Origin of the sequence: Pseudomonas fluorescens (assembly GCF_004683905.1) — a bacterium.
In the GTDB taxonomy this organism is placed as follows: Bacteria; Pseudomonadota; Gammaproteobacteria; order Pseudomonadales; family Pseudomonadaceae; genus Aquipseudomonas; species Aquipseudomonas putida_A.
Genome location: NZ_CP038438.1, coordinates 5314632 through 5336593 on the forward strand (window position 1 = coordinate 5314632; position 21962 = coordinate 5336593).

The window sequence follows — 21962 nt, forward strand, 5'->3', positions numbered from 1 at the left end:
GCGGCAGATTATAGCTGTCGCGTCCCGGGACTAACAGCGGTGACAGGCGGATGGTCGAAATGGACTGCAATTTGCCGACGTTCAGCCGTAATTAAGCCGCGGATTGTTATCATCACGACCTCCTTCGCCTGGATAAACACCGTTTGCCATGTCCAACCTGACCGATCGCGCCATCGCCGAGCGCCTGCCACTGGGCCTCCCGGACGCTTTTTTCGACCGTGACGCGCAAGTGCTGGCCCGCGATCTGCTCGGCAAAGTCATCCGCCACCGGGTCGGCGATCTGTGGCTCAGCGCCCGGATCATCGAAACCGAAGCCTATTACTGCGCGGAAAAAGGCAGTCATGCATCGCTCGGCTACACGGAAAAACGTAAGGCTTTGTTTCTGGATGGCGGGCACATCTATATGTATTACGCCCGCGGTGGCGATTCGCTGAACTTCAGCGCTCAGGGGCCCGGCAATGCGGTGCTGATCAAGTCCGCTTACCCGTGGGTCGATGAGGTCAGCGGGCCGGCGAGTCTGGCGCAGATGCTGCTGAACAATCCCGATGCCCAAGGCCGGCCGCGTCCTTCGCAAAAGCTTTGCGCCGGGCAGACGCTGCTGTGCAAGGCGCTCGGGCTGAAGGTGCCGATGTGGGACGCCAAGCGTTTCGATCACGAGCTGATGCTGGTGGAAGACACAGGGCCGGCGCCGACCCAGATTATCCAGACCACCCGCCTGGGCATCCCCCATGGCCGCGACGAACACCTGATGTACCGCTTCGTCGACGCCGCGTATGCCCAGTGGTGCACGCGGAACCCGCTGCGCCGGGGCCAGGTCGAAGGTCGCGATTATTTTTTGCTGTCCTGAAGTGACACAGGTTTTGAACCTAATGCGCCCTTGTGGGAGCGGCTTGCTCGCGAAGAGGGCGTGTCAGATACGAGCTCGTTGATGACACACCGCATTCGCGAGCAAGCCCGCTCCCACAGGGGTACTGAGTGATTGCTGAAATTTTGTGCAGCCTTCGGGACTTATTGAAGATTTGATGGAGTTGTGTGTATGGGCCCATGGCTCGATAGCGTGACCGGGTGGCTCGCCGCCAATCCGCAGTGGCTGGCCGCTGCGGTATTTATCGTCGCTTGCGTAGAGTGCCTGGCAATTGCCGGGCTGATCGTGCCCGGCACGGTGTTGCTGTTTGCCGTGGCCGTACTCGCCGGTAGCGGCGCACTGTCGTTGAGTGAAACCCTGCTGCTGGGCTTTCTCGGCGGGATACTCGGCGATGTGATCTCGTACTTCCTCGGCCGCCATTTCCATCAGAACATCCGCCGCCTGCCGGGACTGCGCCACCATCCGGAATGGATGGCCGGGGCCGAAACCTACTTCCAGCGTTACGGCATCGCCAGCCTGCTGGTAGGGCGCTTCATCGGCCCGTTGCGGCCGATGTTGCCGATGGTTGCCGGGATGTGCGACATGCCCTTCCCGCGTTTCGCCGCCGTCAGCCTGCTGGCCGCCGCCGGCTGGAGCGTCGCCTACCTGCTGCCGGGTTGGGCCACCGGCGCGGCGATCCGTCTGCCGCTGCCGGAAGGTTTCTGGCTGCAGGCCGGCATCGTTGCCGCCAGTATTGCGGTGATGGTCGGCATGAGCGTCAACAGCAGCTTGCGCCAGCATCGCCGGGCGACGATCTGGATCAGCAGCATGAGCCTGTTGATTCTGATCGGCCTGTTTATTGGCTATCCGTATCTGCACGCCCTCGACCAGGGCGTGATGAGCCTGGTGCAGGAACATCGGCAGCCGATGCTCGATGAAATCGCAGTGACCTTCACCCTGATCGGTGAATTCCGCAATATGTTGATGTTCAGCGCCCTGCTCACCGGTCTGTTGCTGCTGTGCCGGCAATGGCGCCAGGCAATCTTTGCCGGTGGCGTGCTGCTGTGCACCGCGCTCCTCAATACCGTCACCAAACAGTTTTTCGCCCGGGTCCGCCCGGAAGTGCTGACCGATCCGCTGACCAGCTACAGCATGCCCAGCGGTCATGCCTCCGGTTCGTTCGCGCTGTTTCTGGTGCTGGCGGTTCTCGCCGGTCGCGGCCAACCGCCGCGCATGCGCCTGACCTGGCTGCTGCTCGGCTGTATTCCGGCGCTGTCGATTGCTTTGTCACGGGTTTATCTGGGGGCGCACTGGCCGACGGATATTCTGGCCGGCGCAATGCTGGCGGCATGCGTATGTGCGGCGGGCTTGTGGCTGAGTCAGCGCAAGGCGCCGCTCAATGCCATGCCGTTCAAGGTCTGGTGGCTGATTCTGCCGGCACTGCTGGTGCTGTTCAGCCTGTTCGTTCTGCGGCATCTGCCGGACACGATGTTGCGTTACGCCTACTGATACTCAGGCGAACAGCTCGCCCTGCAGCTCATCGAGCAGCGCCTGGATCGCATCCAGTCGCTGCTGCGGATCGTCGAGTTGCAGCAGATCGATCTTGTCTTCTTCGGCGAACGGCAGCAGATACGCCAGTTGATTGGCCAGCGACTGCTGCCCCAACGCTTCGGTGCCCATGTTCAACGCCTCGACCATCGGGTGCTCGGCCAAGGCCTTGAGCAGCGCCACCAGATCGGCGTCTTCGTCCTGCAGCGGTTGCTCCGGCTCATCGTCCAGCCACTCGACGTCGGCGAGGATCAACTGATCGCGCTGCACTTCCGTGCGCAACACCTGAAAACGCCGCCCACCCTGCACCCGGATCCCGAGCAGACCGTTGTCCTGTTGCTGGAAATCGGTGATCCGCGCTTCGCAGCCGACCAGGGCAAAGCCCTCTGGCGCAACGCCGACTTCATGGCCATCGAGGATGCACACCACGCCGAAACCGCCGGCCTGTTTCATGCAGCGGCCGATCATGTCCAGGTAGCGCGCCTCGAAGATCTGCAAGTCGAGGTTGCAGCCGGGGAACAGCACTGTGTTGAGCGGAAAAAGCGGCAGACTCATAGACATTTCCTTACACCACCATCGACACCGCCAACGGCAGGAACACCGCCGTGGCCACGCCCATCAGACTCATCGCCAGCGCCGCGAAGGCGCCGCACTCATCGCTTTCCTGCAACGCCACCGAAGTGCCGACCGCGTGTGCGGTCATGCCCAGCGCCATGCCACGCGCCTCAGGGCTGTGCACGCCGAGCCGGGTCAGCAACGCCGGACCGAAGATCGCGCCGATCACCCCAGTGATCAGCACGAACACCGCCGCCAGCGCCGCCACGCCACCGATCTGCTCGGCCACCAGCATGGCAATTGGCGAGGTCACCGACTTCGGCGCCATGGTCATCAGAATCATGTGCTCGGCACCGAACCACCAGCCGAGCAACACGCCCATGCCCGTGGCGACGACGCCGCCTATCACCAGCGTAGTAAAAATCGGCCAGAACAATTGGCGGATGCGTTTGAGGTTGAGATACAGCGGCACCGCCAGCGCCACCGTCGCCGGGCCCAGCAGAATGCTGAGGATTTCGGTGCTCTTGCGGTACTCGGCGTAGGTCAGGCCGCAGCCGACCAGCACGCCGATCACCACCAGCATCGAGACCAGCACCGGTTGCAGAAAGATCCAGCGGGTTTTCTCGAACGCCGCCAGTACCAGTTGATAGGCACCGAGGGTGATGCCGATGCCGAACAGCGGATGATGGATCACCGAAGCCCAGGCGCCTTGCCAATCGAAGAGCATCACGACTCCTCCGAGTGCGGCGCATGGCGCTTGACCAGGCGTTGCATCAGCACCCCGGCGAAGGCCATCGACAGGATCAACGACAACACCAGCGCGCCGACAATGGCCCAGAAGTCAGCGGCAATGTCGCTCGCATAAACCATCACGCCCACCGCCGGCGGCACCAGCAGCAGCGGCAGATAACGCAACAGACTGCCGGCCGCGAGGTTCAGCGGCTCGCCGACTTCACCGCGAATGATCAGGAACACCAGCAACAGCAGCAGACCGATGATCGGCCCCGGCAGCACCGGCAACAGCAAATGGTTGAGTGCCGTGCCGAGCAATTGGAACAGCACCAGCATGGTCAGGCCACGTAACAACATCAGACATCTCCCCCCGCAAGTCCTCGGCATTATAAGCACGGCAGCGCTATGGATCGGCATTCGCCAAAAGCATGGTCGGTTGACCGGAGCAAATCGCCATGTTGATCTACAGTGGTTCGCAGGGCGGTCAAATCCCCCACCTGAAAAACTATAAAACCGATGAACCCAAGGAGAGTCTCAATGCCCTATGTTCCCGTTGCAGAGCTCAAAGATTATGTCGGCAAGGAACTCGGACGTTCCGAATGGCTCACCATCGATCAGGAGCGCATCAACCTGTTCGCCGAAGCCACCGGGGATTATCAGTTCATCCATGTCGATCCGGTCAAAGCCGCGCAAACGCCTTTTGGCAGCACCATTGCCCACGGTTTCCTGTCGTTGTCGCTGATCCCGAAACTGATGGAAGACATCCTCGTGCTGCCGCAAGGCCTGAAGATGGTGGTCAATTACGGTCTGGACAGCGTGCGTTTCATCCAGCCGGTGAAGGTCAATTCAAAAGTGCGCCTGAAAGTCGATCTGGCCGAAGTGACCGAGAAAAAACCCGGTCAATGGCTGCTCAAGGCCACCGCGACGCTTGAGATAGAAGGCTCGGACAAACCGGCCTATATCGCCGAACCGTTGTCGCTCTGCTTCGTTTAAGTCACGGGATGCGAAACAGCGCACGCTGTTTCGCATCAGCGCTGTTTTCCCGGCTGTATAAGGTCACATAGCTGCGGCATACTCGGTCGCCTAATTGCCCGGATCCCGCTATGCGCCCACTCGCTTCTCTTGCACCCCTTGCCCTGACCCTGATGCTCACCGCGTGCGGCGACGGCGAATCGCTGTTGCCCCCGGATGCACGGCTGCCGGACGGCGGACGCTATCGCGGTGAACTGGTGAACGGCTTGCTGCAAGGCCAGGGCCGGGTCGACTACCCCAACGGCAGTTGGTACGCCGGGCAGTTCGACAAGGGCCAATGGCATGGCCAGGGCGAGTGGCACGGCAGCAACGGCGAGGTCTATCGCGGTCAGTTTCAGCAGGGTCTGTTCGATGGCCAGGGCAGCCTGACCACCAACGCCAGCAGTTACACCGGCGGTTTCAAGCAGGGCCGCCGCGATGGCGAAGGCACCCTCAAAGAAAACGCCATGACCTACCGTGGCGAGTTCAAGGCTGACCAGTATTCCGGGCTGGGCCGTCTGGAAATGGACGACGGCAGCTCCTATCAAGGCCAGTTCGCCCACGGCAAACCCAACGGCGAAGGCCAGCGCGGCGACTCTAGCGGCAATACCTTCAGCGGCCATTTCGTCAACGGCCAGCTCGAAGGCAATGGCACATTCAACAGTGCCGATGGCGACATCTATGTCGGCGGCTTCAAGAACAGCCAGCTGCACGGCAAGGGCCGCTACGAGAACGCCGACGGCGACGTGTGGCTCGGCCAGTTCAAGGAAGGCGCGCTGACCGGCAAGGGCGAACTGATCGGCGCCGACGGCAGCCATTACATCGGCTTCTTCAACGACTGGCGCTTCAGCGGTCAGGGCCGCTTGAACCTGTCTGACGGCAGCTTCTACATCGGCGGGTTCGACGGCGACAGCTACGCCGGACGCGGCACTCTGGTGCTGACTGACGGCACCGTGCTCAGCGGTACCTGGATCAACGGCCAGCGCGTACGTGACGCCGACGGCAAGCTGTTGCCCGACACCCTCGAACTCGGCCTTCTGGCCCAGGGCCGCCTACTCGATAACGCGCTGGCCGCCGTGCCCGCCTCGACGCCGGCAGTCGAGCTGTACACCCTGACCCTCGGTGGCGACGGCAAGCAAAGCGTGTTCCTGCGCGAGTCCGACTACGTCGCCAACATGCTCACCACACGTTTCGGTGCCTACGGCCAGATTCGTCTGGTCAACCACCGCGACCACCTCGTCGACCGGCCGATGGCCACTCGCGAGAACCTGCGCCGCGCCGCGCAGACTTTGGCTGAACGCAGCGGCCCGGAAGACCTGGTGTTCATCTACCTGACCAGCCACGGCACCGCCGAACACGAGCTGGTGCTCGATCAGCCGCGCATGGAGCTGGCCGATCTGCCCGCCGACGAACTCGCCGCCGTGCTCGCGCCACTGAAAAATCGCGACAAGGTGATCGTGATTTCATCGTGCTATTCCGGCGGTTTCATCCCCGCGCTGAAAGATGAGCGCACACTGATCATGACCGCCTCGCGTGCCGATCGCGTGTCGTTCGGTTGCTCGGAAGAAGCCAACTTCACCTACTTCGGCGACGCCCTGTTCGCTCAGGCCCTGAACCAGACCGACGATCTAGAGCAGGCTTTCAAACTGGCCAAGGCCACCGTCGCCGAGCGCGAACTGGCGGATAACTTCGAAGCCTCGGAGCCACAGATCTGGGCACCGAAAACCGTGCTGGCACACTGGCAACTGCTGCGTAAACAGCAGGCCAGAAAAGCGTTGCAGAGTGCTGCATTGAACGACGGAGCAACAAACAGCAACTAAGCTGAACAGTATCAAGGGAGAAACACTATGTACTTGACGCCTCAGCACGTATTGCTTGCCGGAGCCACCGGACTGACCGGTGAACATCTGCTCGACCGTTTGCTCAACGAGCCGACGATCACCCGCGTGCTCGCCCCGTCCCGTCGTCCATTGGCGGAGCATCCGCACCTGGAAAACCCGGTGGGCGACCCACAAGCGTTTCTGCCGCAACTCAGTGGTCGCGTCGATATCGCCTATTGCTGCCTCGGCACCACCATCAAACAGGCGGGTTCCGAAGCCGCGTTCCGCGCGGTGGATCTGGACATGGTGGTGGCCTTCGCCAAACGTGCGCGGGAGATGGGCGCGCGGCACCTGATCGTGATCAGCGCGCTGGGCGCCGATCCGAAATCGTCGATTTTCTACAACCGGGTCAAAGGCGAGATGGAGCAGGCGTTGCGCGCGCAGGACTGGCCGCAACTGACCATCTGCCGGCCATCGCTGTTGCTGGGTGATCGTACCGAACCGCGCTTGGGCGAACAGCTGGCGGCGCCGTTTTCCAAACTGATTCCCGGCAAGTACCGCGGCATCGAAGCCTGCCAACTGGCCCGGGCGATGTGGCGCCTGGCGCTGGAAGAACAGGATGGGGTGCGGATCGTCGAGTCGGATGAGTTGCGCAAGCTCGGCAAGTAAACACCGTACTTTGTGGCGAGGGGATTTAGCGAAACGTCGCACCGCCCCGATCGGCTGCGCAGCAGTCGTCGTTTTTCAGATTTTGGGGGCGCTGCGCACCCCATCGGGGATAAATCCCCTCGCCACACTCCCCTACAATCCGCCAGTCGCCTGAAACCCCACGCCAATCACCGTGAGCAACGACAACGGCAACAACAGCGTATCGAGCAACGCACTCGCCGGCAGGTCCACTCCCGGATAACTCGGCGCTTCAGCCCCGAAGCGATCCATCGCGCAGCACCCGCCATTCATCGCGTACAAATCCAGGCGTGTCCCGGAATACACCACCGGCGCCCCCGGCTTGGCGGCATCCAGCGTGCGCGCGGTGGCGCAGCCGGCCAGTTGCAGCGCCAGCGCAATCATCAACAGCTTATTCATCGCTGCTCAGATGATGCTCGCCCCAACGCGGCAGCATGTCCTGTGGAATGCCCAGCAGATTGAGAATCCGCGCCACGACGAAATCGATCAGGTCGTCGATGGTCTGCGGCTGGTGATAGAAACCCGGCGAGGCCGGCAGGATGGTCACGCCCATGTTCGACAACTTGAGCATGTGCTCCAGATGAATGCTCGAATACGGTGCCTCGCGCGGCACCAGAATCAACTGGCGCCGCTCCTTCAAGGTGACGTCCGCCGCGCGCTCGATCAAGTTGTTGCACGCGCCCGTGGCAATCGCCGACAAGGTACCCGTGGAACACGGCACCACGACCATCGCCGCCGGTGCGCCGGAGCCCGAAGCTACCGGCGACATCCAGTCTTCCTTGCCGTACACGCGGATCTGCCCGGCGGCCGCCCCGGTGTATTCGGTGAGGAACGCCTGCATCATCTGCGGCTTGGGCGGCAGCGTGACATCGGTCTCGGTGGCCATCACCAGTTGCGCAGCCTTGGAGATCAGGAAGTGCACTTCGCGATCTTCCCGTACCAGGCAGTCGAGAAGGCGCAATCCATACTGCGCGCCGGACGCGCCGGTCATCGCCAGCGTGATGCGTTCCGGGCCGCCGCTCTGGGCAAAAGTGTTCATTGCAGCGCCTCGGCGAGTTTGCCGTGCAGGCCGCCGAAACCGCCGTTGCTCATGATCACCACGTGAGTACCGGGCTGGGCCTGGCTCTTCACGCGTTCGATGATACCTTCCAGCGAATCGCTGACAATCGATGGCACGCTGCACAGCGCGGCGGTGGCGCCCAGATCCCAACCGAGGTTGGCCGGGGCGTACCAGATCACTTGATCGGCATCGACCACGCTGTCCGGCAGACCGTCACGGTGTGCGCCGAGCTTCATCGAGTTGGAGCGCGGCTCGATGATCGCGATCAGCGGTGCGTCGCCGATGCGCTTGCGCAAGCCATCAAGGGTGGTGGCGATCGCGGTCGGGTGGTGGGCGAAGTCGTCGTAGATGGTGATGCCGCGTACTTCGGCGACTTTCTCCATCCGGCGTTTGACGTTCTTGAATGCGCTCAAGCCGGCGATGCCCATCGACGGCACCACACCGACATGCCGCGCCGCAGCCAGCGCAGCCAGGGCGTTGGCGACGTTGTGCTGACCAGTCAGCTCCCATTCGACCGCGCCCTGGGACACGCCTTCGAACATTACTTCGAACGCCGAGCCATCGTCTTTCAGCAACTTGACCTGCCACTGACCGCCGACGCCGGTGGTCTGCACCGGGGTCCAGCAGCCCATTTCGATCACGCGCTGCAAGGCCGGTTCGGTGGTCGGGTGGATCACCAGACCTTCGCTCGGAATGGTCCGCACCAAGTGGTGGAACTGCCGCTCGATCGCCGGCAAATCGGGGAAGATGTCGGCGTGATCGAACTCAAGGTTGTTGAGGATCGCGGTGCGCGGGCGGTAGTGGACGAACTTCGAACGCTTGTCGAAAAACGCGCTGTCGTACTCGTCGGCCTCGATCACGAAGAAAGGCGTGCCGCCCAGACGTGCGGACACCGAGAAGTTCTGCGGCACGCCGCCGATCAGGAACCCCGGGCTCATGCCGGCATGTTCCAGCACCCAGGCGAGCATGCTGCTGGTGGTGGTCTTGCCGTGCGTGCCGGCAACCGCCAGCACCCAGCGCCCTTGCAGCACGTGATCGGCCAGCCACTGCGGGCCGGAGACGTACGGCAGGCCTTTGTTCAGCACATATTCCACCGCCGGGTTGCCGCGGGACATGGCGTTGCCGATCACCACCAGATCCGGTGCCGGATCGAGCTGGGCCGGGTCGTAGCCCTGGGTCAACTGAATGCCCTGGGCCTCAAGCTGCGTGCTCATCGGCGGATAGACGTTGGCGTCGGAGCCGGTCACGTGATGGCCCAGCTCTTTGGCCAGAACCGCCATCGAGCCCATGAAAGTCCCGCAGATACCCAGAATATGAATGTGCATAGTCGACCTCGTAAAACATGGCCGCAGGTTAGCGTAGGGTGGGAAAAATCGCACCTGGTGTTTCGCCTGCGCCGACGCCTTCGCGAGCAAGCCCGCTCCCACAAGGTTGGCGCTGATCCTGTGGGAGCGGGCTTGCTCGCGAATGGCGCGACGCGGTTTAACGGGAGATCGCGTGCTTACGAAGCTTTCTATAGAGGGTATTACGGCTGACCCCGAGCTGCTGCGCGGTCTGGGTCATGTGCCAGCGCGTTTGCTCCAGCACATCGAGCAACGCCAGACGTTCGGCATCTTCCAGCGGATGCTCGGATTCAACCGACTTCAGTTCCAGCGTTGGCCGCCCCTGCCGAATCATCGCCGGCAGATCCTCCAACCCGATTCGCCCTTCATCACACAATGCCGCCAATGTGCGCAGAACATTGCGCAACTGCCGAACGTTGCCCGGCCAGGTGAAGGCCAGCAACGCCTGGCGCGCCGGGTCGTCGATCACGATTGTTTCGCCGCCGGCCTCCTCGGCCAGCAGGAAATCCAGCAACTGCGATTTATCACTGCGTTCCCGCAACGCCGGTAGCGCAACTTCGAGGCCATTGAGCCGGTAATACAGATCTTCGCGGAAGCTGCCGCCTTCGACCCGTTCCAGCAGATTGCGGTGAGTGGCGCTGATGATCCGCACGTTGACCGCCTCAGGCTCGCCGCCGATCGGCACCACCTGCCGGTCTTCCAGCACTCGCAACAACCGGGTTTGCAGCGCCAGCGGCATGTCACCGATTTCATCGAGAAACAACGTGCCGCCATCGGCCTGCTGCAGCTTGCCGCGCATGCCGTCCTTGCGCGCGCCGGTGAAACTGCCGCCGCGATAACCGAACAGCTCGCTCTCGATCAGGCTTTCCGGGATCGCCGCGCAGTTGAGGGCGACGAAGGCTTTATTGGCGCGCTGGCTGGCGTGATGCACAGCCTTGGCAAAGGCTTCCTTGCCCGAGCCGGTTTCGCCATTGATCAGCAGCGGCACGTCGCGTTCGAATACCCGCAGCGCCTTGCGGAAATCCGCTTGCAGCGCCGCGTCGCCGAGGCAAATGCCCGCCAGCGCTTGCGGCTTGGCCACGACCGGAGCCGGCAGGATCGGCGCCGGCTTGCGCGATTCGCCGCGCAACAAGGCAAACAGATGCCGCCCGTCGCGGGTGCGCAGCGGCCAACTGGCGCTGGCATTGGCGCTGGCCCGACCGAGCAACTCGTCCAGCGAACAATCGAAAAATGCTTCCACCGGTTTGCCGAGCAAACCACCGCGAATATGCCCGAGCAGGTTCAGCGCGCTCTGGTTGACCGCGCTGATCCGCCCTTCCCCGTCAAACGCCAGCAGCCCTTCGCTGAACAAGCCGACGGATTCGGCCTGAAGATGGAAACGCAGCAGCCACTGGTTATCGAAGCAACGCAGGAAATAGCAGCTCTCGATCATCTTCGCCGACAGATTGACCAGCGCCATGGTGTGGAACTGGCTCTGCCGCGAAACGTCGTGGCGCGCCGAGGACACGTCGAGCACCGCCAGCAGTTCGCCGTGCGGGTCGAACACCGGGCTCGCCGAGCAGGTCAGGCCGGTGTGGCGGCCGCGAAAGTGTTCGTCCTGATGGATGGTCAGTGCCTGGCGCTCGACCAGACAGGTGCCAATGCCGTTGGTGCCTTCGCAGGCTTCGCTCCAGTCGGCGCCGAGCCAGAGGCCGGCACGTTCGAATATTTTGCGCTCGGCCGGTGCGGTGACGCAGTTGAGGATCACCCCGCGCGCGTCGGTCAACAGCACCGCATGACCGGCGCCCGACAGTTGTTGATGCAGGCTGCTCATTTCATTGCCGGCGATCTGCAACACCTGTTGCAGACGTTCGCGGCTTTCAAGCACGCGCCCGTGTTCGAGCACGGTGGGCGCCATGGTCAGGGCCGGATCGAGGTGATAGTCCTCAAGACAGCGCAGCCACGAGCGGGCAATCGACGGATCGGCCCCGGGCCCGTGCAGGTGCGGCTTGCCCTGACTGACGGTGAGCACCTGCTGGGCATGGCGACTCAAATGGTTATCGTGCATTTCTTATTATTCTCCCCGAGATCAGTGCCGCCTCTTTATTGGCTGGCACATACCTTGTGGTGAGGGGATTTATCCCCGATGGGTTGCGAAGCAGCCCCAATCAAACCAACGTGGCTTCTTAGATTCACCGCGTACACCGGATTTACGACTGCTGCGCAGCCGATCGGGGCGGTGCGACGTTTCGCTAAATCCCCTCGCCACAAGGGGTGCATCTGGGCGATTGGCAGTCAGCATCCTCCAGCCATCGGCGCATTGCAATGCTGGCAAGACCAGCCGGTCACTGGCTGTGCCAAAAGCGGTACAAACTGTCACCCCCTCTGTACCGAAACCATCACAGGCGCCGCCCGCCCGTCCGACAAAAAATACGCAAAGCCTTGATTTGCCTGCCCTGCACGGCAGTGGCCCGACCTTTGCTCTACGCTTATAGCAAGCGCACTTGCGCGTTTCTCTAATAAGTACAAAGCCAAGGAGAACAAATCATGCGTTACGCTCACCCCGGTACTGAAGGCGCCAAAGTCTCGTTCAAGAGCAAGTACGGTAACTACATCGGCGGCGAGTTCGTCGCGCCTGTCAAAGGTCAGTACTTCACCAACACCTCGCCAGTGAATGGCCAACCGATTGCCGAATTTCCTCGCTCCACTGCCGAAGACATCGACAAGGCACTGGACGCCGCCCACGCCGCTGCCGATGCGTGGGGCGCGACCTCCGTGCAGGCGCGCTCGCTGATCCTGCTGAAAATCGCCGACCGCATCGAACAGAACCTCGAACTGCTGGCGATCACCGAAACCTGGGACAACGGCAAAGCCATCCGCGAAACCCTCAACGCCGACATCCCGCTGGCAGCCGACCATTTCCGCTACTTCGCCGGTTGCCTGCGCGCGCAGGAAGGCAGCGCTGCCGAAATCGACGGCAACACCGTGGCCTATCACATCCATGAACCGCTGGGCGTGGTCGGGCAGATCATCCCGTGGAATTTCCCGCTGCTGATGGCCGCGTGGAAACTCGCTCCGGCACTGGCCGCCGGTAACTGCGTGGTGCTCAAGCCTGCCGAGCAGACTCCGCTGGGCATCTGCGTGCTGATGGAGCTGATCGGTGATCTGCTGCCACCGGGCGTGCTCAACGTGGTGCAAGGTTTCGGCAAAGAAGCCGGCGAAGCCCTGGCCACCAGCAAACGCATCGCCAAGATCGCCTTCACCGGCTCGACCCCGGTCGGCTCGCACATCATGAAATGCGCCGCCGAGAACATCATTCCATCGACCGTGGAACTGGGCGGCAAGTCGCCGAACATCTTCTTCGAAGACATCATGCAGGCCGAACCGACCTTCATCGAAAAAGCTGCCGAAGGCCTGGTGCTGGCGTTCTTCAACCAGGGCGAAGTCTGCACCTGCCCGTCCCGCGCGCTGGTGCAGGAGTCGATCTACGACGAATTCATGCAAGTGGTGATGAAGAAAGTCCTGCAAATCAAACGTGGCGATCCGCTGGACACCGACACCATGGTTGGCGCGCAGGCGTCCGAGCAGCAATTCGACAAGATTCTTTCGTACCTGGAAATCGCCAAGGGTGAAGGCGCTGAGCTGCTGACCGGCGGCAAGGTGGAAAAACTCGAGGGCAATCTGGCGACCGGCTATTACATCCAGCCAACCCTGCTCAAGGGCACCAACAAAATGCGCGTGTTCCAGGAAGAAATCTTCGGCCCGGTGGTGAGCATCACCACCTTCAAGGACGAAGCCGAAGCCCTGGCGATCGCCAACGACACCGAGTTCGGCCTCGGTGCCGGCCTGTGGACCCGCGACATCAACCGCGCCTACCGCATGGGCCGCGCGATCAAGGCCGGTCGTGTGTGGACCAACTGCTACCACCTGTACCCGGCGCACGCCGCGTTCGGCGGGTACAAGAAGTCCGGCGTCGGCCGTGAAACCCACAAGATGATGCTCGATCACTATCAGCAGACCAAAAACCTGCTGGTGAGCTACGACATCAATCCGTTGGGCTTCTTCTAAAACCCGGGGCGATACAGATATTTCTGTGTCGCCTGTTCAACCGCCTTCGCGAGCAAGCTCGCTCCCACAGGGATCTGAATTCGATCTCAATAATGGGTTCACCACATAAACCTGTGGGAGCTGGCTTGCCAGCGATGGCGTCCTAAATGACACGACACAAGGCCTGGCCGCTCTGGCACGGCCCTTGCGTACCCGTCATTCAGGTTTTGCACAAAAACTGCCGCTGCGTGAACAGCATCCATCCACCTCAACCACTGCACCCGAAAGTCCAACAGATCGAACAATAAAAAACAGAGAGGACTTATGACTTCCACCACACAGCTCAAACCCACACTCGGCACCCTGCATTTGTGGGGTATTGCCGTCGGCCTGGTGATTTCCGGCGAATACTTCGGCTGGAGTTACGGCTGGGGCACCGCGGGCACCCTCGGATTTCTGGTCACGGCGCTAATGGTCGCGACCATGTACACCTGCTTCATCTTCAGCTTCACCGAACTGACCACCGCGATTCCCCACGCGGGCGGACCGTTTGCCTACAGCCGCCGGGCGTTCGGCGAAAAAGGCGGGTTGATTGCCGGCATCGCCACGCTGATCGAATTCGTTTTTGCCCCACCGGCGATCGCCATGGCCATCGGCGCCTACCTCAACGTGCAGTACCCGGAGCTTGATCCGAAGGTCGCGGCGGTCGGCGCGTATTTCGTGTTCATGACCCTGAACATCCTAGGCGTCAGCATTGCCGCGACTTTTGAGCTGGTGGTCACTGTGCTGGCGGTCGCCGAACTGCTGGTATTCATGGGCGTGGTCGCGCCGGGCTTCAGCTTCAGCAACTTCGTGCTCAACGGCTGGTCGGGTGCCAACGAGTTCACCCTGGGCTCGATCCCCGGAATCTTTGCCGCGATCCCGTTCGCGATCTGGTTCTTCCTCGCCATCGAAGGCGCGGCCATGGCCGCCGAAGAAGCCAAGGACCCGAAACGCACGATTCCCAAGGCTTATGTCAGCGGCATTCTGACCCTGGTGTTCCTCGCCATCGGCGTGATGGTGATGGCCGGCGGCGTCGGCGACTGGCGTCAACTGTCGAACATCAATGACCCGCTGCCGCAGGCGATGAAAGCGGTGGTCGGCAACAACTCATCGTGGATGCACATGCTGGTGTGGATCGGCCTGTTCGGCCTGGTGGCGAGTTTCCACGGGATTATCCTCGGTTACTCGCGGCAGTTCTTCGCCCTCGCCCGCGCCGGTTATCTGCCGAAGAGCCTGGCCAAGCTGTCGCGCTTCCAGACCCCGCACCGGGCGATTCTCGCCGGTGGTGTGATCGGCATCGCGGCGATCTACAGCGACGGTCTGGTCAATCTGCAAGGCATGACCCTGACCGCAGCGATGATCACCATGTCGGTGTTCGGCGCGATCGTGATGTACATCATCAGCATGCTCAGCCTGTTCAAACTGCGCAAAACCGAACCGAACCTGGAACGCACCTTCCGCGCCCCGGGCTACCCGGTGGTGCCAGCAATTGCGCTGTTTCTGGCGGTGGTGTGCCTGGTGGCGATGGCGTGGTTCAACACGCTGATCGGCTGTGTGTTCCTTGGCTTCATGGCCGCTGGTTATCTGTACTTTCAGCTCACCGCCAAGCAACGCGCCGAAGCCCCGGCAGACGCTATGCTCGAAGGTATCTAGTTGCACCGGCACCGGGCCTGTCGCCCGGTGCCCGCTATATAGAAGTGCATGAAAATCCCCCTGTGGGAGCGGGCTTGCTCGCGAAGGCGTCGTGTCATCCAACAACGATGTCGTCTGACACGACGCTTTCGCGAGCAAGCCCGCTCCCACAGGGAGACCGAGTTACCCACAGAATCAGGAGGACACCGCCCCATGGCCGCATTTGCCCATTCCGTCGGCGCCCAGACCTACCGCTTCGACAGCCTCAAGGACGTCATGGCCAAGGCCAGCCCGGCGCGCTCCGGTGACTTTCTGGCCGGCGTTGCCGCGCTCAATGACGGCGAACGCGTGGCTGCACAAATGGCGCTGGCCGACATCCCGCTCACGCATTTTCTGCAGGAAGCGCTGATTCCCTACGAAGCCGATGAAGTCACCCGACTGATCATCGACACCCACGACAAACAAGCCTTCGCCGTGGTCAGCCACCTCACCGTCGGTGGTTTCCGCGACTGGCTGCTCAGCGACGCGGCAGACGAAACCAGCCTGCGCGCCCTCGCCCCCGGTCTGACCCCGGAAATGGTCGCCGCCGTGTCGAAAATCATGCGCGTGCAGGATCTGGTGCTGGTGGCGCAGAAGATCCGCGTGGTCACAAAATTTCGCGGCACCCTCGGCCTGCGCGGGCGCTTGTCGACCCGGCTGCAACCGAACCATCCGACCGACGAGCCCTCCGGCATCGCCGCGAGCATTCTCGACGGTCTGCTGTACGGCAATGGCGACGCGATGATCGGGATCAACCCGGCCACCGACAGCATCGCCTCGATCTGCGCGATGCTGGAAATGCTTGACGCGATCATCCAGCGCTACGACATCCCGACCCAGGCTTGCGTGCTGACCCACGTCACCACCTCGATCGAGGCGATCAACCGGGGTGTGCCGCTGGACCTGGTGTTCCAGTCGATCGCCGGCACCGAAGCGGCCAACGCCAGTTTCGGCATCAACCTCAATGTATTGCAGGAAGGCTATGACGCGGGGCTGAGCCTGAAGCGCGGCACCCTCGGGCAGAACCTGATGTATTTCGAAACCGGTCAGGGCAGCGCGCTGTCGGCCAACGCCCACCACGGTGTCGACCAGCAGACCTGCGAAACCCGGGCCTACGCCGTGGCGCGGCATTTCAAGCCGTTTCTGGTGAATACCGTGGTCGGCTTCATCGGCCCGGAATACCTCTATAATGGCAAACAGATCATCCGCGCCGGCCTCGAAGACCACTTCTGCGGCAAGTTACTCGGCGTGCCGATGGGCTGCGACATCTGCTACACCAACCATGCCGAAGCCGATCAGGACGACATGGACACCCTGCTGACCCTGCTCGGTGTGGCCGGAATCAACTTCATCATGGGCATCCCCGGCTCCGACGACATCATGCTCAACTACCAGACCACCTCGTTTCACGACGCGCTCTACGCGCGCCAGACCCTGGGCCTGAAACCGGCGCCGGAGTTCGAGCAATGGCTGGCGAACATGGGCATTTTCACCCAGGCGGACGGCAAGGTTCGCTTTGGCAACAACCTGCCGCCGGCCTTCCGCCAGGCGCTGGCGCAACTGGGATGAGTGTTATGGAAAAACCGCCTGTCGACCCGCAAAACCCGTGGCTGGAACTGCGCCGCCTGACCCCGGCGCGCATCGCTCTGGGCCGTACCGGCACCAGCCTGCCAACCAGCGCCCAGCTGGATTTCCAGTTCGCCCACGCCCAGGCGCGGGATGCGGTGCATCTGCCGTTCGATCATGCCGGGCTCAGCGCGCAACTGAGCGAGCGCGGGCGTGACAGTTTGTTGCTGCACAGCGCGGCGACCGATCGCAACAGCTACCTGCAACGCCCGGATCTGGGGCGCAAGCTCAGCGACACCTCGGCGCAGAGCCTGCGGGATTACGCGCAGGCCAACCCCGGCGGGGTCGATCTGGCGATTGTGGTGGCGGACGGCCTGTCGGCACTGGCGGTGCATCGGCATACCCTGCCGTTTCTGACCCGCCTGGAGGAGCAGATGAGCGCCGACGGCTGGTCGCTTGCCCCCGTGGTGTTGGTGGAGCAGGGTCGAGTGGCCATCGGTGACGAGATCGGTCAGTTGCTGGGTGCAAAAATGGTCGTGATGCTGATCGGAGAGCGCCCGGGCCTCAGCTCGCCCGACAGCCTGGGGTTATATTTCACCTACAATCCAAAGATCGGGCTGACCGACGCCTACCGCAATTGCATCTCCAACGTGCGGCTTGAGGGCTTGAGCTACGGCATGGCGGCGCATCGCTTGCTGTATCTGATGCGCGAAGCCTGCCGGCGGCAGCTGTCGGGGGTCAATCTGAAGGACGAAGCACAGGTGCAGACGCTGGAGTCGGACGCCGGTGCGGACATGAAGGGAAACTTCCTACTCGATCCGCCCACAACCTGAACCGTTTCCGCATTGCGTTTCTGCGCTGCTTTCAGGCAGGATCGATGCACGGCCGCAGGGTTTCCCATCGCCGTCAGAGCAGTTGAAGACAGCCACTTGAAGACGAGACCTATCATGCGGATTATTCAAGCGACCCTCGAACACCTGGATTTGCTGACCCCGTTGTTCGTCAAATATCGCGAGTTCTACGGTTCCCTGCCCTACCCGGATTCCTCCCGCGCGTTTCTCGAAAAACGTCTGCGTCGCAAGGAGTCGGTGATTTATCTGGCCCTGGCCGATGATGACGACAAGAAGCTCATGGGTTTCTGCCAGCTGTATCCAAGCTTTTCCTCGCTGTCGCTCAAGCGCGTGTGGATCCTCAACGACATCTATGTCGCCGAAGACGCCCGCCGCCAACTGGTGGCCGACAACCTGATCCGCACCGCGAAGAAAATGGCCAAGGAAACCCAGGCTGTGCGCATGCGCGTTTCCACCAGCAGCAACAACGAGGTGGCGCAGAAAACCTACGAATCCATTGGCTTCAAGGAAGACACCGAGTTCAAGAACTACGTGCTGCCGATCAGCGACGAGCTCTAGCACTCATCAAGGGCCTGTTGTGGCGAGGGAGCTTGCTCCCGCCGGGCTGCGAAGCGGCCCCACCTCAGTCATCTCAACAGGTCAGGCAAATCAAGGCTTGGGAGTGCTTCGCCCTCCAGCGGGAGCAAGCTCCCTCGCCACACCAACCTTGCCGCCACCATCAATGCCTGCCTGACATTTGTTCACACCCCGACATCCCTCGCTACAAAACCAACGCGCTTTTCACCTCTCAGACCGTATAATCCCGAGCTTTCCGGCTTGTAAGAAAAACTACACCTCGCTGTAGGCTTACACCCGAATCATCCGCACAGGCCTGCCGAGTCGGGCCGTCACCACAGGTGCCCCCATGGATTTCAACCCGCTCGACCTTATCCTGCATCTCGATGTGTACCTCGATTTGCTGGTCACCAACTACGGGCCGTGGATCTACGCGATTCTGTTCGCTGTCATCTTCTGTGAAACCGGTCTGGTGGTGATGCCGTTCCTGCCGGGTGATTCGCTGTTGTTCATCGCCGGTGCCGTGGCGGCGGGCGGTGGCATGGATCCGGTGCTGTTGGGCGGGCTGCTGATGCTCGCGGCGATCCTCGGCGACAGCACCAACTATGTGATTGGCCGAACGGCGGGCGAAAAACTCTTCAGCAACCCGAACTCGAAAATCTTCCGTCGCGACTACCTGCAAAAAACCCACGATTTCTACGACAAGCACGGCGGCAAAACCGTGACCCTGGCGCGCTTCCTGCCAATCATCCGTACATTTGCCCCGTTCGTCGCCGGCGTCGGGAAGATGCCCTACCCGCGTTTCTTCGCGTTCAGCGTGTTCGGCACCATCCTCTGGGTCGGCGGCCTGGTGACCCTGGGTTACTTCTTCGGCAACGTGCCGTTCATCAAGAAGAACCTGTCGTTGCTGGTGGTCGGCATCATCCTGCTGTCGCTGGTGCCGATGATCATCGGTGTGGTGCGCAGCCGTTTCGGCGGCGCGAAAGCCGAAACCCACTGATCCGATGTGGTCACTGAGCGCCTGGCGTCGCCGGCGCATTCTGGCCAGGCACCCGATTGCCGACGACCTATGGCAACGGGTGCGCCATCACCTGAGCTTTCTCGACGGCATCAGCGCCGCCGAAGACCAATGGTTGCGTGAAGCCAGCGTGCTGTTTCTCGAAGAAAAACACCTGACCGCCCTGCCCGGTGTCGAACTGCATCAGGAACAACGCCTGCTGCTCGCCGCCCAGGCCCAGTTGCCGTTGCTCAATCTGGGCGATTTGAACTGGTATCAGGGTTTCCACGAAATCGTCCTCTACCCCGACGACTTCCTCAGCCCGCAACGGCATCGCGATGCCAGCGGCGTCGAGCACGAGTGGGACGGCGAGCACAGCGGCGAAGCCTGGCAACAGGGGCCGATCATCCTCGCCTGGCCGGGGGTGATGGCCAGTGGTGGCTGGGAAGGCTACAACCTGGTGATCCACGAACTGGCGCACAAACTCGACATGCTCAACGGCGACGCCAACGGCCTGCCGCCGCTGCACGCCGACATGCGCGTCAGCGACTGGGCCGAGGTCATGCAACACGCCTACGATGACCTCAACCGCCAGCTCGACCGCAATCCCGATGCCGAAACCGCCATCGACCCGTACGCCGCGGAAAACCCGGCGGAGTTCTTTGCGGTCACCAGCGAATACTTCTTCAGCGCTCCGGATCTGCTGCACGCGGCTTATCCACAGGTCTACTTGCAACTGCAGCTTTTCTACCGGCAGGATCCGTTGGGCAGGCTGCGGCAACTTCAGGCCACAGACCCGGTCTATCAGGCGCACGAGTAAGCGCTGCACGACTTCTGGTACGTGGCGTCGACGTAGGAATATGCCTATAATCGCCGCCACTTTTTGGTCAATCCGGCCAAGTGTTTTTGGTCAACTACGGGGGCAACGCCCAATGAGCTACAGCAAGATTCCGGCTGGCAAAGACCTGCCGAACGACATCTACGTCGCGATCGAGATCCCGGCCAACCACGCGCCGATCAAATACGAAATCGACAAAGACAGCGATTGCCTGTTCGTTGACCGTTTCATGGCCACACCAATGTTCTACCCGGCCAACTACGGTTACATCCCGAACACCCTGGCTGACGACGGTGATCCCCTCGACGTGCTGGTCGTGACACCTTACCCGGTTGCTCCAGGCTCGGTGATTCGCGCACGTCCAGTCGGCATCCTGAACATGACCGACGACGGCGGCGGCGATGCCAAAGTCATCGCAGTCCCACACGACAAGCTGTCCCAGCTGTACGTCGACGTGAAGGAATACACCGACCTGCCACCGCTGCTGATCCAGCAGATCGAGCACTTCTTCGCGAACTACAAAGATCTCGAAAAAGGCAAGTGGGTCAAGATCGAAGGCTGGGCTGGCGCTGATGCCGCTCGCGACGCGATCACCAAGTCGGTTGCTGCCTACAAGGGCTAAGGGCCGGCTGGCTGCATGACGCTTGAAGAAAACCCCGGTTGATCCGGGGTTTTTTGTGCCTGAGAAACGCCGCTTTAAACAGTGTGTTTATTGCGGACTACAGAAAAGTTTCGAAGTGAGTGATTTCCCACAAGCACGTCTTACATCCAGTCGCAAAATACAGGCTTTTTTTGAACAGCCGGTTTATTCAAACCGCTCTGGCACGGCCGTAGACTCGGTGTTTATGAGAAAGAACACTAGCGGTCCAAGATTCAAGGCACTCCTGGAAGCAGCGAACATCACCACCACGGGATTCGCAAAGTTCTGGGGCACGGAAGCCCAAAACATTCATAACTGGTACACCCGGGGCGTCCCGGCGTATCGCATGGAGGAAGTTTCACGCCTGCTCTCGGTCAACAGCGAGTGGCTGAAAACCGGCGAAGGCAGCAAAGAGTCACCCCGCCTGCAAACGCCTGCCAGCAACGGCGACACCTTCGACGCGCAGTCCGTCAACGGCGTCTATTCCATCATCAACCCCAACGACATCGAACTGCCGTTTTTCAAGGAAACACCTCTCAGCGCCGGCGCCGACAAAACCCACGTCATCCTCGACCCCGAGCAGACCGTCCGCCTGCCCCGGGCCCATCTCGCCCAACTGGAAATCCGCCCAAGCGACGCCATCTGCGCGCACATGATCGGCAACAGCATGGCCGAGCGCATCGAAGACGGCTCCATCGTCGGCATCGACCGCGGCCTGACCCAGGTGGTCGACGGCGAAATCTACGCCATCGAACACGACGGCATGCTGCGCATCAAATACCTGCACCGCATGCCCGGCAACGCCCTGCGCCTGCGCAGCCACAACAGCGCCGAATACCCGGACGAAATCTTCCGCGCAGCGCAGATCGATGAGCAGCGCATACACATTCTGGGCTGGGTATTCTGGTGGTCGACCCTGGGTAAACGCCGGCCGGTGGTGCCGTTTCTCTGATCGGATACGGATCTTCAACCCTGCACCAAACCCTGTGGGAGCGAGCCTGCTCGCGAAGAGGCCCCGAAAATCAGTACAAATTACGAATTTTGCCCCCCGCGGTGGCTCTATTCCGCAGTTGAGGCTGGGAATCCCCGACAAAACTCAGTATCCTGCGCCCCACATTTGCGCATCGACCCGCTCCCGCGGCTCAGATGACGCCTGACGCGGCAGACCAACGTCTG

General features: G+C 61.7%; 21 protein-coding genes. 14 read left to right on the top strand and 7 right to left on the bottom strand.

Going from position 1 to position 21962, the window contains the following annotated elements; translation table 11 throughout:
* Positions 1-148 precede the first annotated feature (148 nt).
* Both E4T63_RS24545 and E4T63_RS24550 read left to right on the top strand, forming a co-directional pair.
* Positions 149-847 carry a DNA-3-methyladenine glycosylase gene (locus E4T63_RS24545; RefSeq protein ID WP_096796304.1) on the top strand — a complete coding sequence of 233 codons (699 nt, stop codon included), beginning with the start codon at positions 149-151 and terminating at the stop codon, positions 845-847.
* Positions 848-1036: 189 nt separating this feature from the next.
* Positions 1037-2353: a bifunctional DedA family/phosphatase PAP2 family protein gene (locus E4T63_RS24550; RefSeq protein ID WP_135296633.1), complete on the top strand. Its 1317-nt coding sequence runs from the start codon at positions 1037-1039 to the stop codon at positions 2351-2353.
* Between the two features lie 3 nt (positions 2354-2356).
* Here the strand turns inward: E4T63_RS24550 and E4T63_RS24555 are convergent, their stop codons facing one another.
* Genes E4T63_RS24555 through E4T63_RS24565 form a run of 3 tightly spaced genes read right to left on the bottom strand, consistent with a single transcriptional unit; the run spans position 2357 to position 4036 of the window.
* The gene (locus E4T63_RS24555) at positions 2357-2947 is read right to left on the bottom strand and encodes an LON peptidase substrate-binding domain-containing protein (RefSeq protein ID WP_135296634.1); all 591 of its coding nucleotides are present in this window, start codon (positions 2945-2947) and stop codon (positions 2357-2359) included.
* A gap of 10 nt (positions 2948-2957) precedes the next feature.
* Positions 2958-3674 carry an LrgB family protein gene (locus E4T63_RS24560; protein ID WP_027612903.1) on the bottom strand — a complete coding sequence of 239 codons (717 nt, stop codon included), beginning with the start codon at positions 3672-3674 and terminating at the stop codon, positions 2958-2960.
* Positions 3674-4036 (bottom strand): CidA/LrgA family protein, encoded by a 363-nt coding sequence (locus E4T63_RS24565; RefSeq protein WP_095139173.1) that lies wholly within the window; start codon positions 4034-4036, stop codon positions 3674-3676. The genes E4T63_RS24560 and E4T63_RS24565 overlap by 1 nt, the downstream gene beginning before the upstream one ends.
* Positions 4037-4216: 180 nt before the next feature.
* Between E4T63_RS24565 and E4T63_RS24570 the strand changes: the two genes are divergently transcribed.
* The 3 genes from E4T63_RS24570 (at position 4217) to E4T63_RS24580 (ending at position 7179) form a co-directional block, all read left to right on the top strand.
* Positions 4217-4672, top strand: coding sequence for a MaoC family dehydratase (locus E4T63_RS24570; protein WP_003228575.1), 456 nt, complete (start codon positions 4217-4219; stop codon positions 4670-4672).
* 110 nt (positions 4673-4782) lie between these two features.
* Entirely contained in the window at positions 4783-6510 is a 1728-nt protein-coding gene (locus E4T63_RS24575) for a C13 family peptidase (RefSeq protein WP_135296635.1), read from the top strand.
* A 27-nt stretch (positions 6511-6537) separates the two neighbouring features.
* Positions 6538-7179, top strand: a complete 642-nt coding sequence (locus E4T63_RS24580) for an oxidoreductase (RefSeq protein WP_007968134.1) — start codon at positions 6538-6540, stop codon at positions 7177-7179.
* Between the two features lie 132 nt (positions 7180-7311).
* Here the strand turns inward: E4T63_RS24580 and E4T63_RS24585 are convergent, their stop codons facing one another.
* The 4 genes from E4T63_RS24585 to E4T63_RS24600 form a co-directional block, all read right to left on the bottom strand.
* Positions 7312-7596: a YceK/YidQ family lipoprotein gene (locus E4T63_RS24585; RefSeq protein ID WP_096796309.1), complete on the bottom strand. Its 285-nt coding sequence runs from the start codon at positions 7594-7596 to the stop codon at positions 7312-7314.
* The gene (ubiX, locus tag E4T63_RS24590) at positions 7589-8236 is read right to left on the bottom strand and encodes a flavin prenyltransferase UbiX (protein WP_007968137.1); all 648 of its coding nucleotides are present in this window, start codon (positions 8234-8236) and stop codon (positions 7589-7591) included. Before ubiX ends, E4T63_RS24585 begins: the two co-directional genes overlap by 8 nt.
* The gene (mpl, locus tag E4T63_RS24595; RefSeq protein WP_135296636.1) at positions 8233-9582 is read right to left on the bottom strand and encodes a UDP-N-acetylmuramate:L-alanyl-gamma-D-glutamyl-meso-diaminopimelate ligase; all 1350 of its coding nucleotides are present in this window, start codon (positions 9580-9582) and stop codon (positions 8233-8235) included. Before mpl ends, ubiX begins: the two co-directional genes overlap by 4 nt.
* 157 nt (positions 9583-9739) lie before the next feature.
* Positions 9740-11647 (bottom strand): sigma-54-dependent Fis family transcriptional regulator, encoded by a 1908-nt coding sequence (locus tag E4T63_RS24600; RefSeq protein ID WP_135296637.1) that lies wholly within the window; start codon positions 11645-11647, stop codon positions 9740-9742.
* Between the two features lie 479 nt (positions 11648-12126).
* On the opposite strand from E4T63_RS24600, the gene exaC reads away from it, so the two are divergent.
* From exaC to E4T63_RS24650, 9 genes are all read left to right on the top strand, one after another.
* The gene (gene exaC, locus E4T63_RS24605; RefSeq protein ID WP_025108675.1) at positions 12127-13647 is read left to right on the top strand and encodes an acetaldehyde dehydrogenase ExaC; all 1521 of its coding nucleotides are present in this window, start codon (positions 12127-12129) and stop codon (positions 13645-13647) included.
* Between the two features lie 303 nt (positions 13648-13950).
* Entirely contained in the window at positions 13951-15321 is a 1371-nt protein-coding gene (gene eat, locus E4T63_RS24610; RefSeq protein ID WP_098965792.1) for an ethanolamine permease, read from the top strand.
* A 192-nt stretch (positions 15322-15513) separates the two neighbouring features.
* Positions 15514-16908 (top strand): ethanolamine ammonia-lyase subunit EutB, encoded by a 1395-nt coding sequence (locus tag E4T63_RS24620; protein WP_096796313.1) that lies wholly within the window; start codon positions 15514-15516, stop codon positions 16906-16908.
* 5 nt (positions 16909-16913) lie between these two features.
* Positions 16914-17738, top strand: coding sequence for an ethanolamine ammonia-lyase subunit EutC (gene eutC, locus E4T63_RS24625; protein WP_098965793.1), 825 nt, complete (start codon positions 16914-16916; stop codon positions 17736-17738).
* A gap of 114 nt (positions 17739-17852) precedes the next feature.
* The gene (locus E4T63_RS24630) at positions 17853-18314 is read left to right on the top strand and encodes a GNAT family N-acetyltransferase (protein ID WP_003228592.1); all 462 of its coding nucleotides are present in this window, start codon (positions 17853-17855) and stop codon (positions 18312-18314) included.
* Positions 18315-18660: 346 nt separating this feature from the next.
* On the top strand, positions 18661-19311 hold the full coding sequence (locus E4T63_RS24635; protein WP_003228594.1) for a DedA family protein: 651 nt from the start codon (positions 18661-18663) through the stop codon (positions 19309-19311).
* Positions 19312-19315: 4 nt separating this feature from the next.
* A complete protein-coding gene (locus tag E4T63_RS24640) occupies positions 19316-20128 on the top strand; it encodes a zinc-dependent peptidase (protein ID WP_027612913.1) in 813 nt (270 codons plus the stop codon).
* A 112-nt stretch (positions 20129-20240) separates the two neighbouring features.
* Positions 20241-20768, top strand: coding sequence for an inorganic diphosphatase (gene ppa, locus E4T63_RS24645; protein ID WP_008052339.1), 528 nt, complete (start codon positions 20241-20243; stop codon positions 20766-20768).
* Positions 20769-20991: 223 nt separating this feature from the next.
* Positions 20992-21738, top strand: a complete 747-nt coding sequence (locus E4T63_RS24650; protein ID WP_027612915.1) for a S24 family peptidase — start codon at positions 20992-20994, stop codon at positions 21736-21738.
* The last annotated feature ends 224 nt before the right edge of the window (positions 21739-21962 follow it).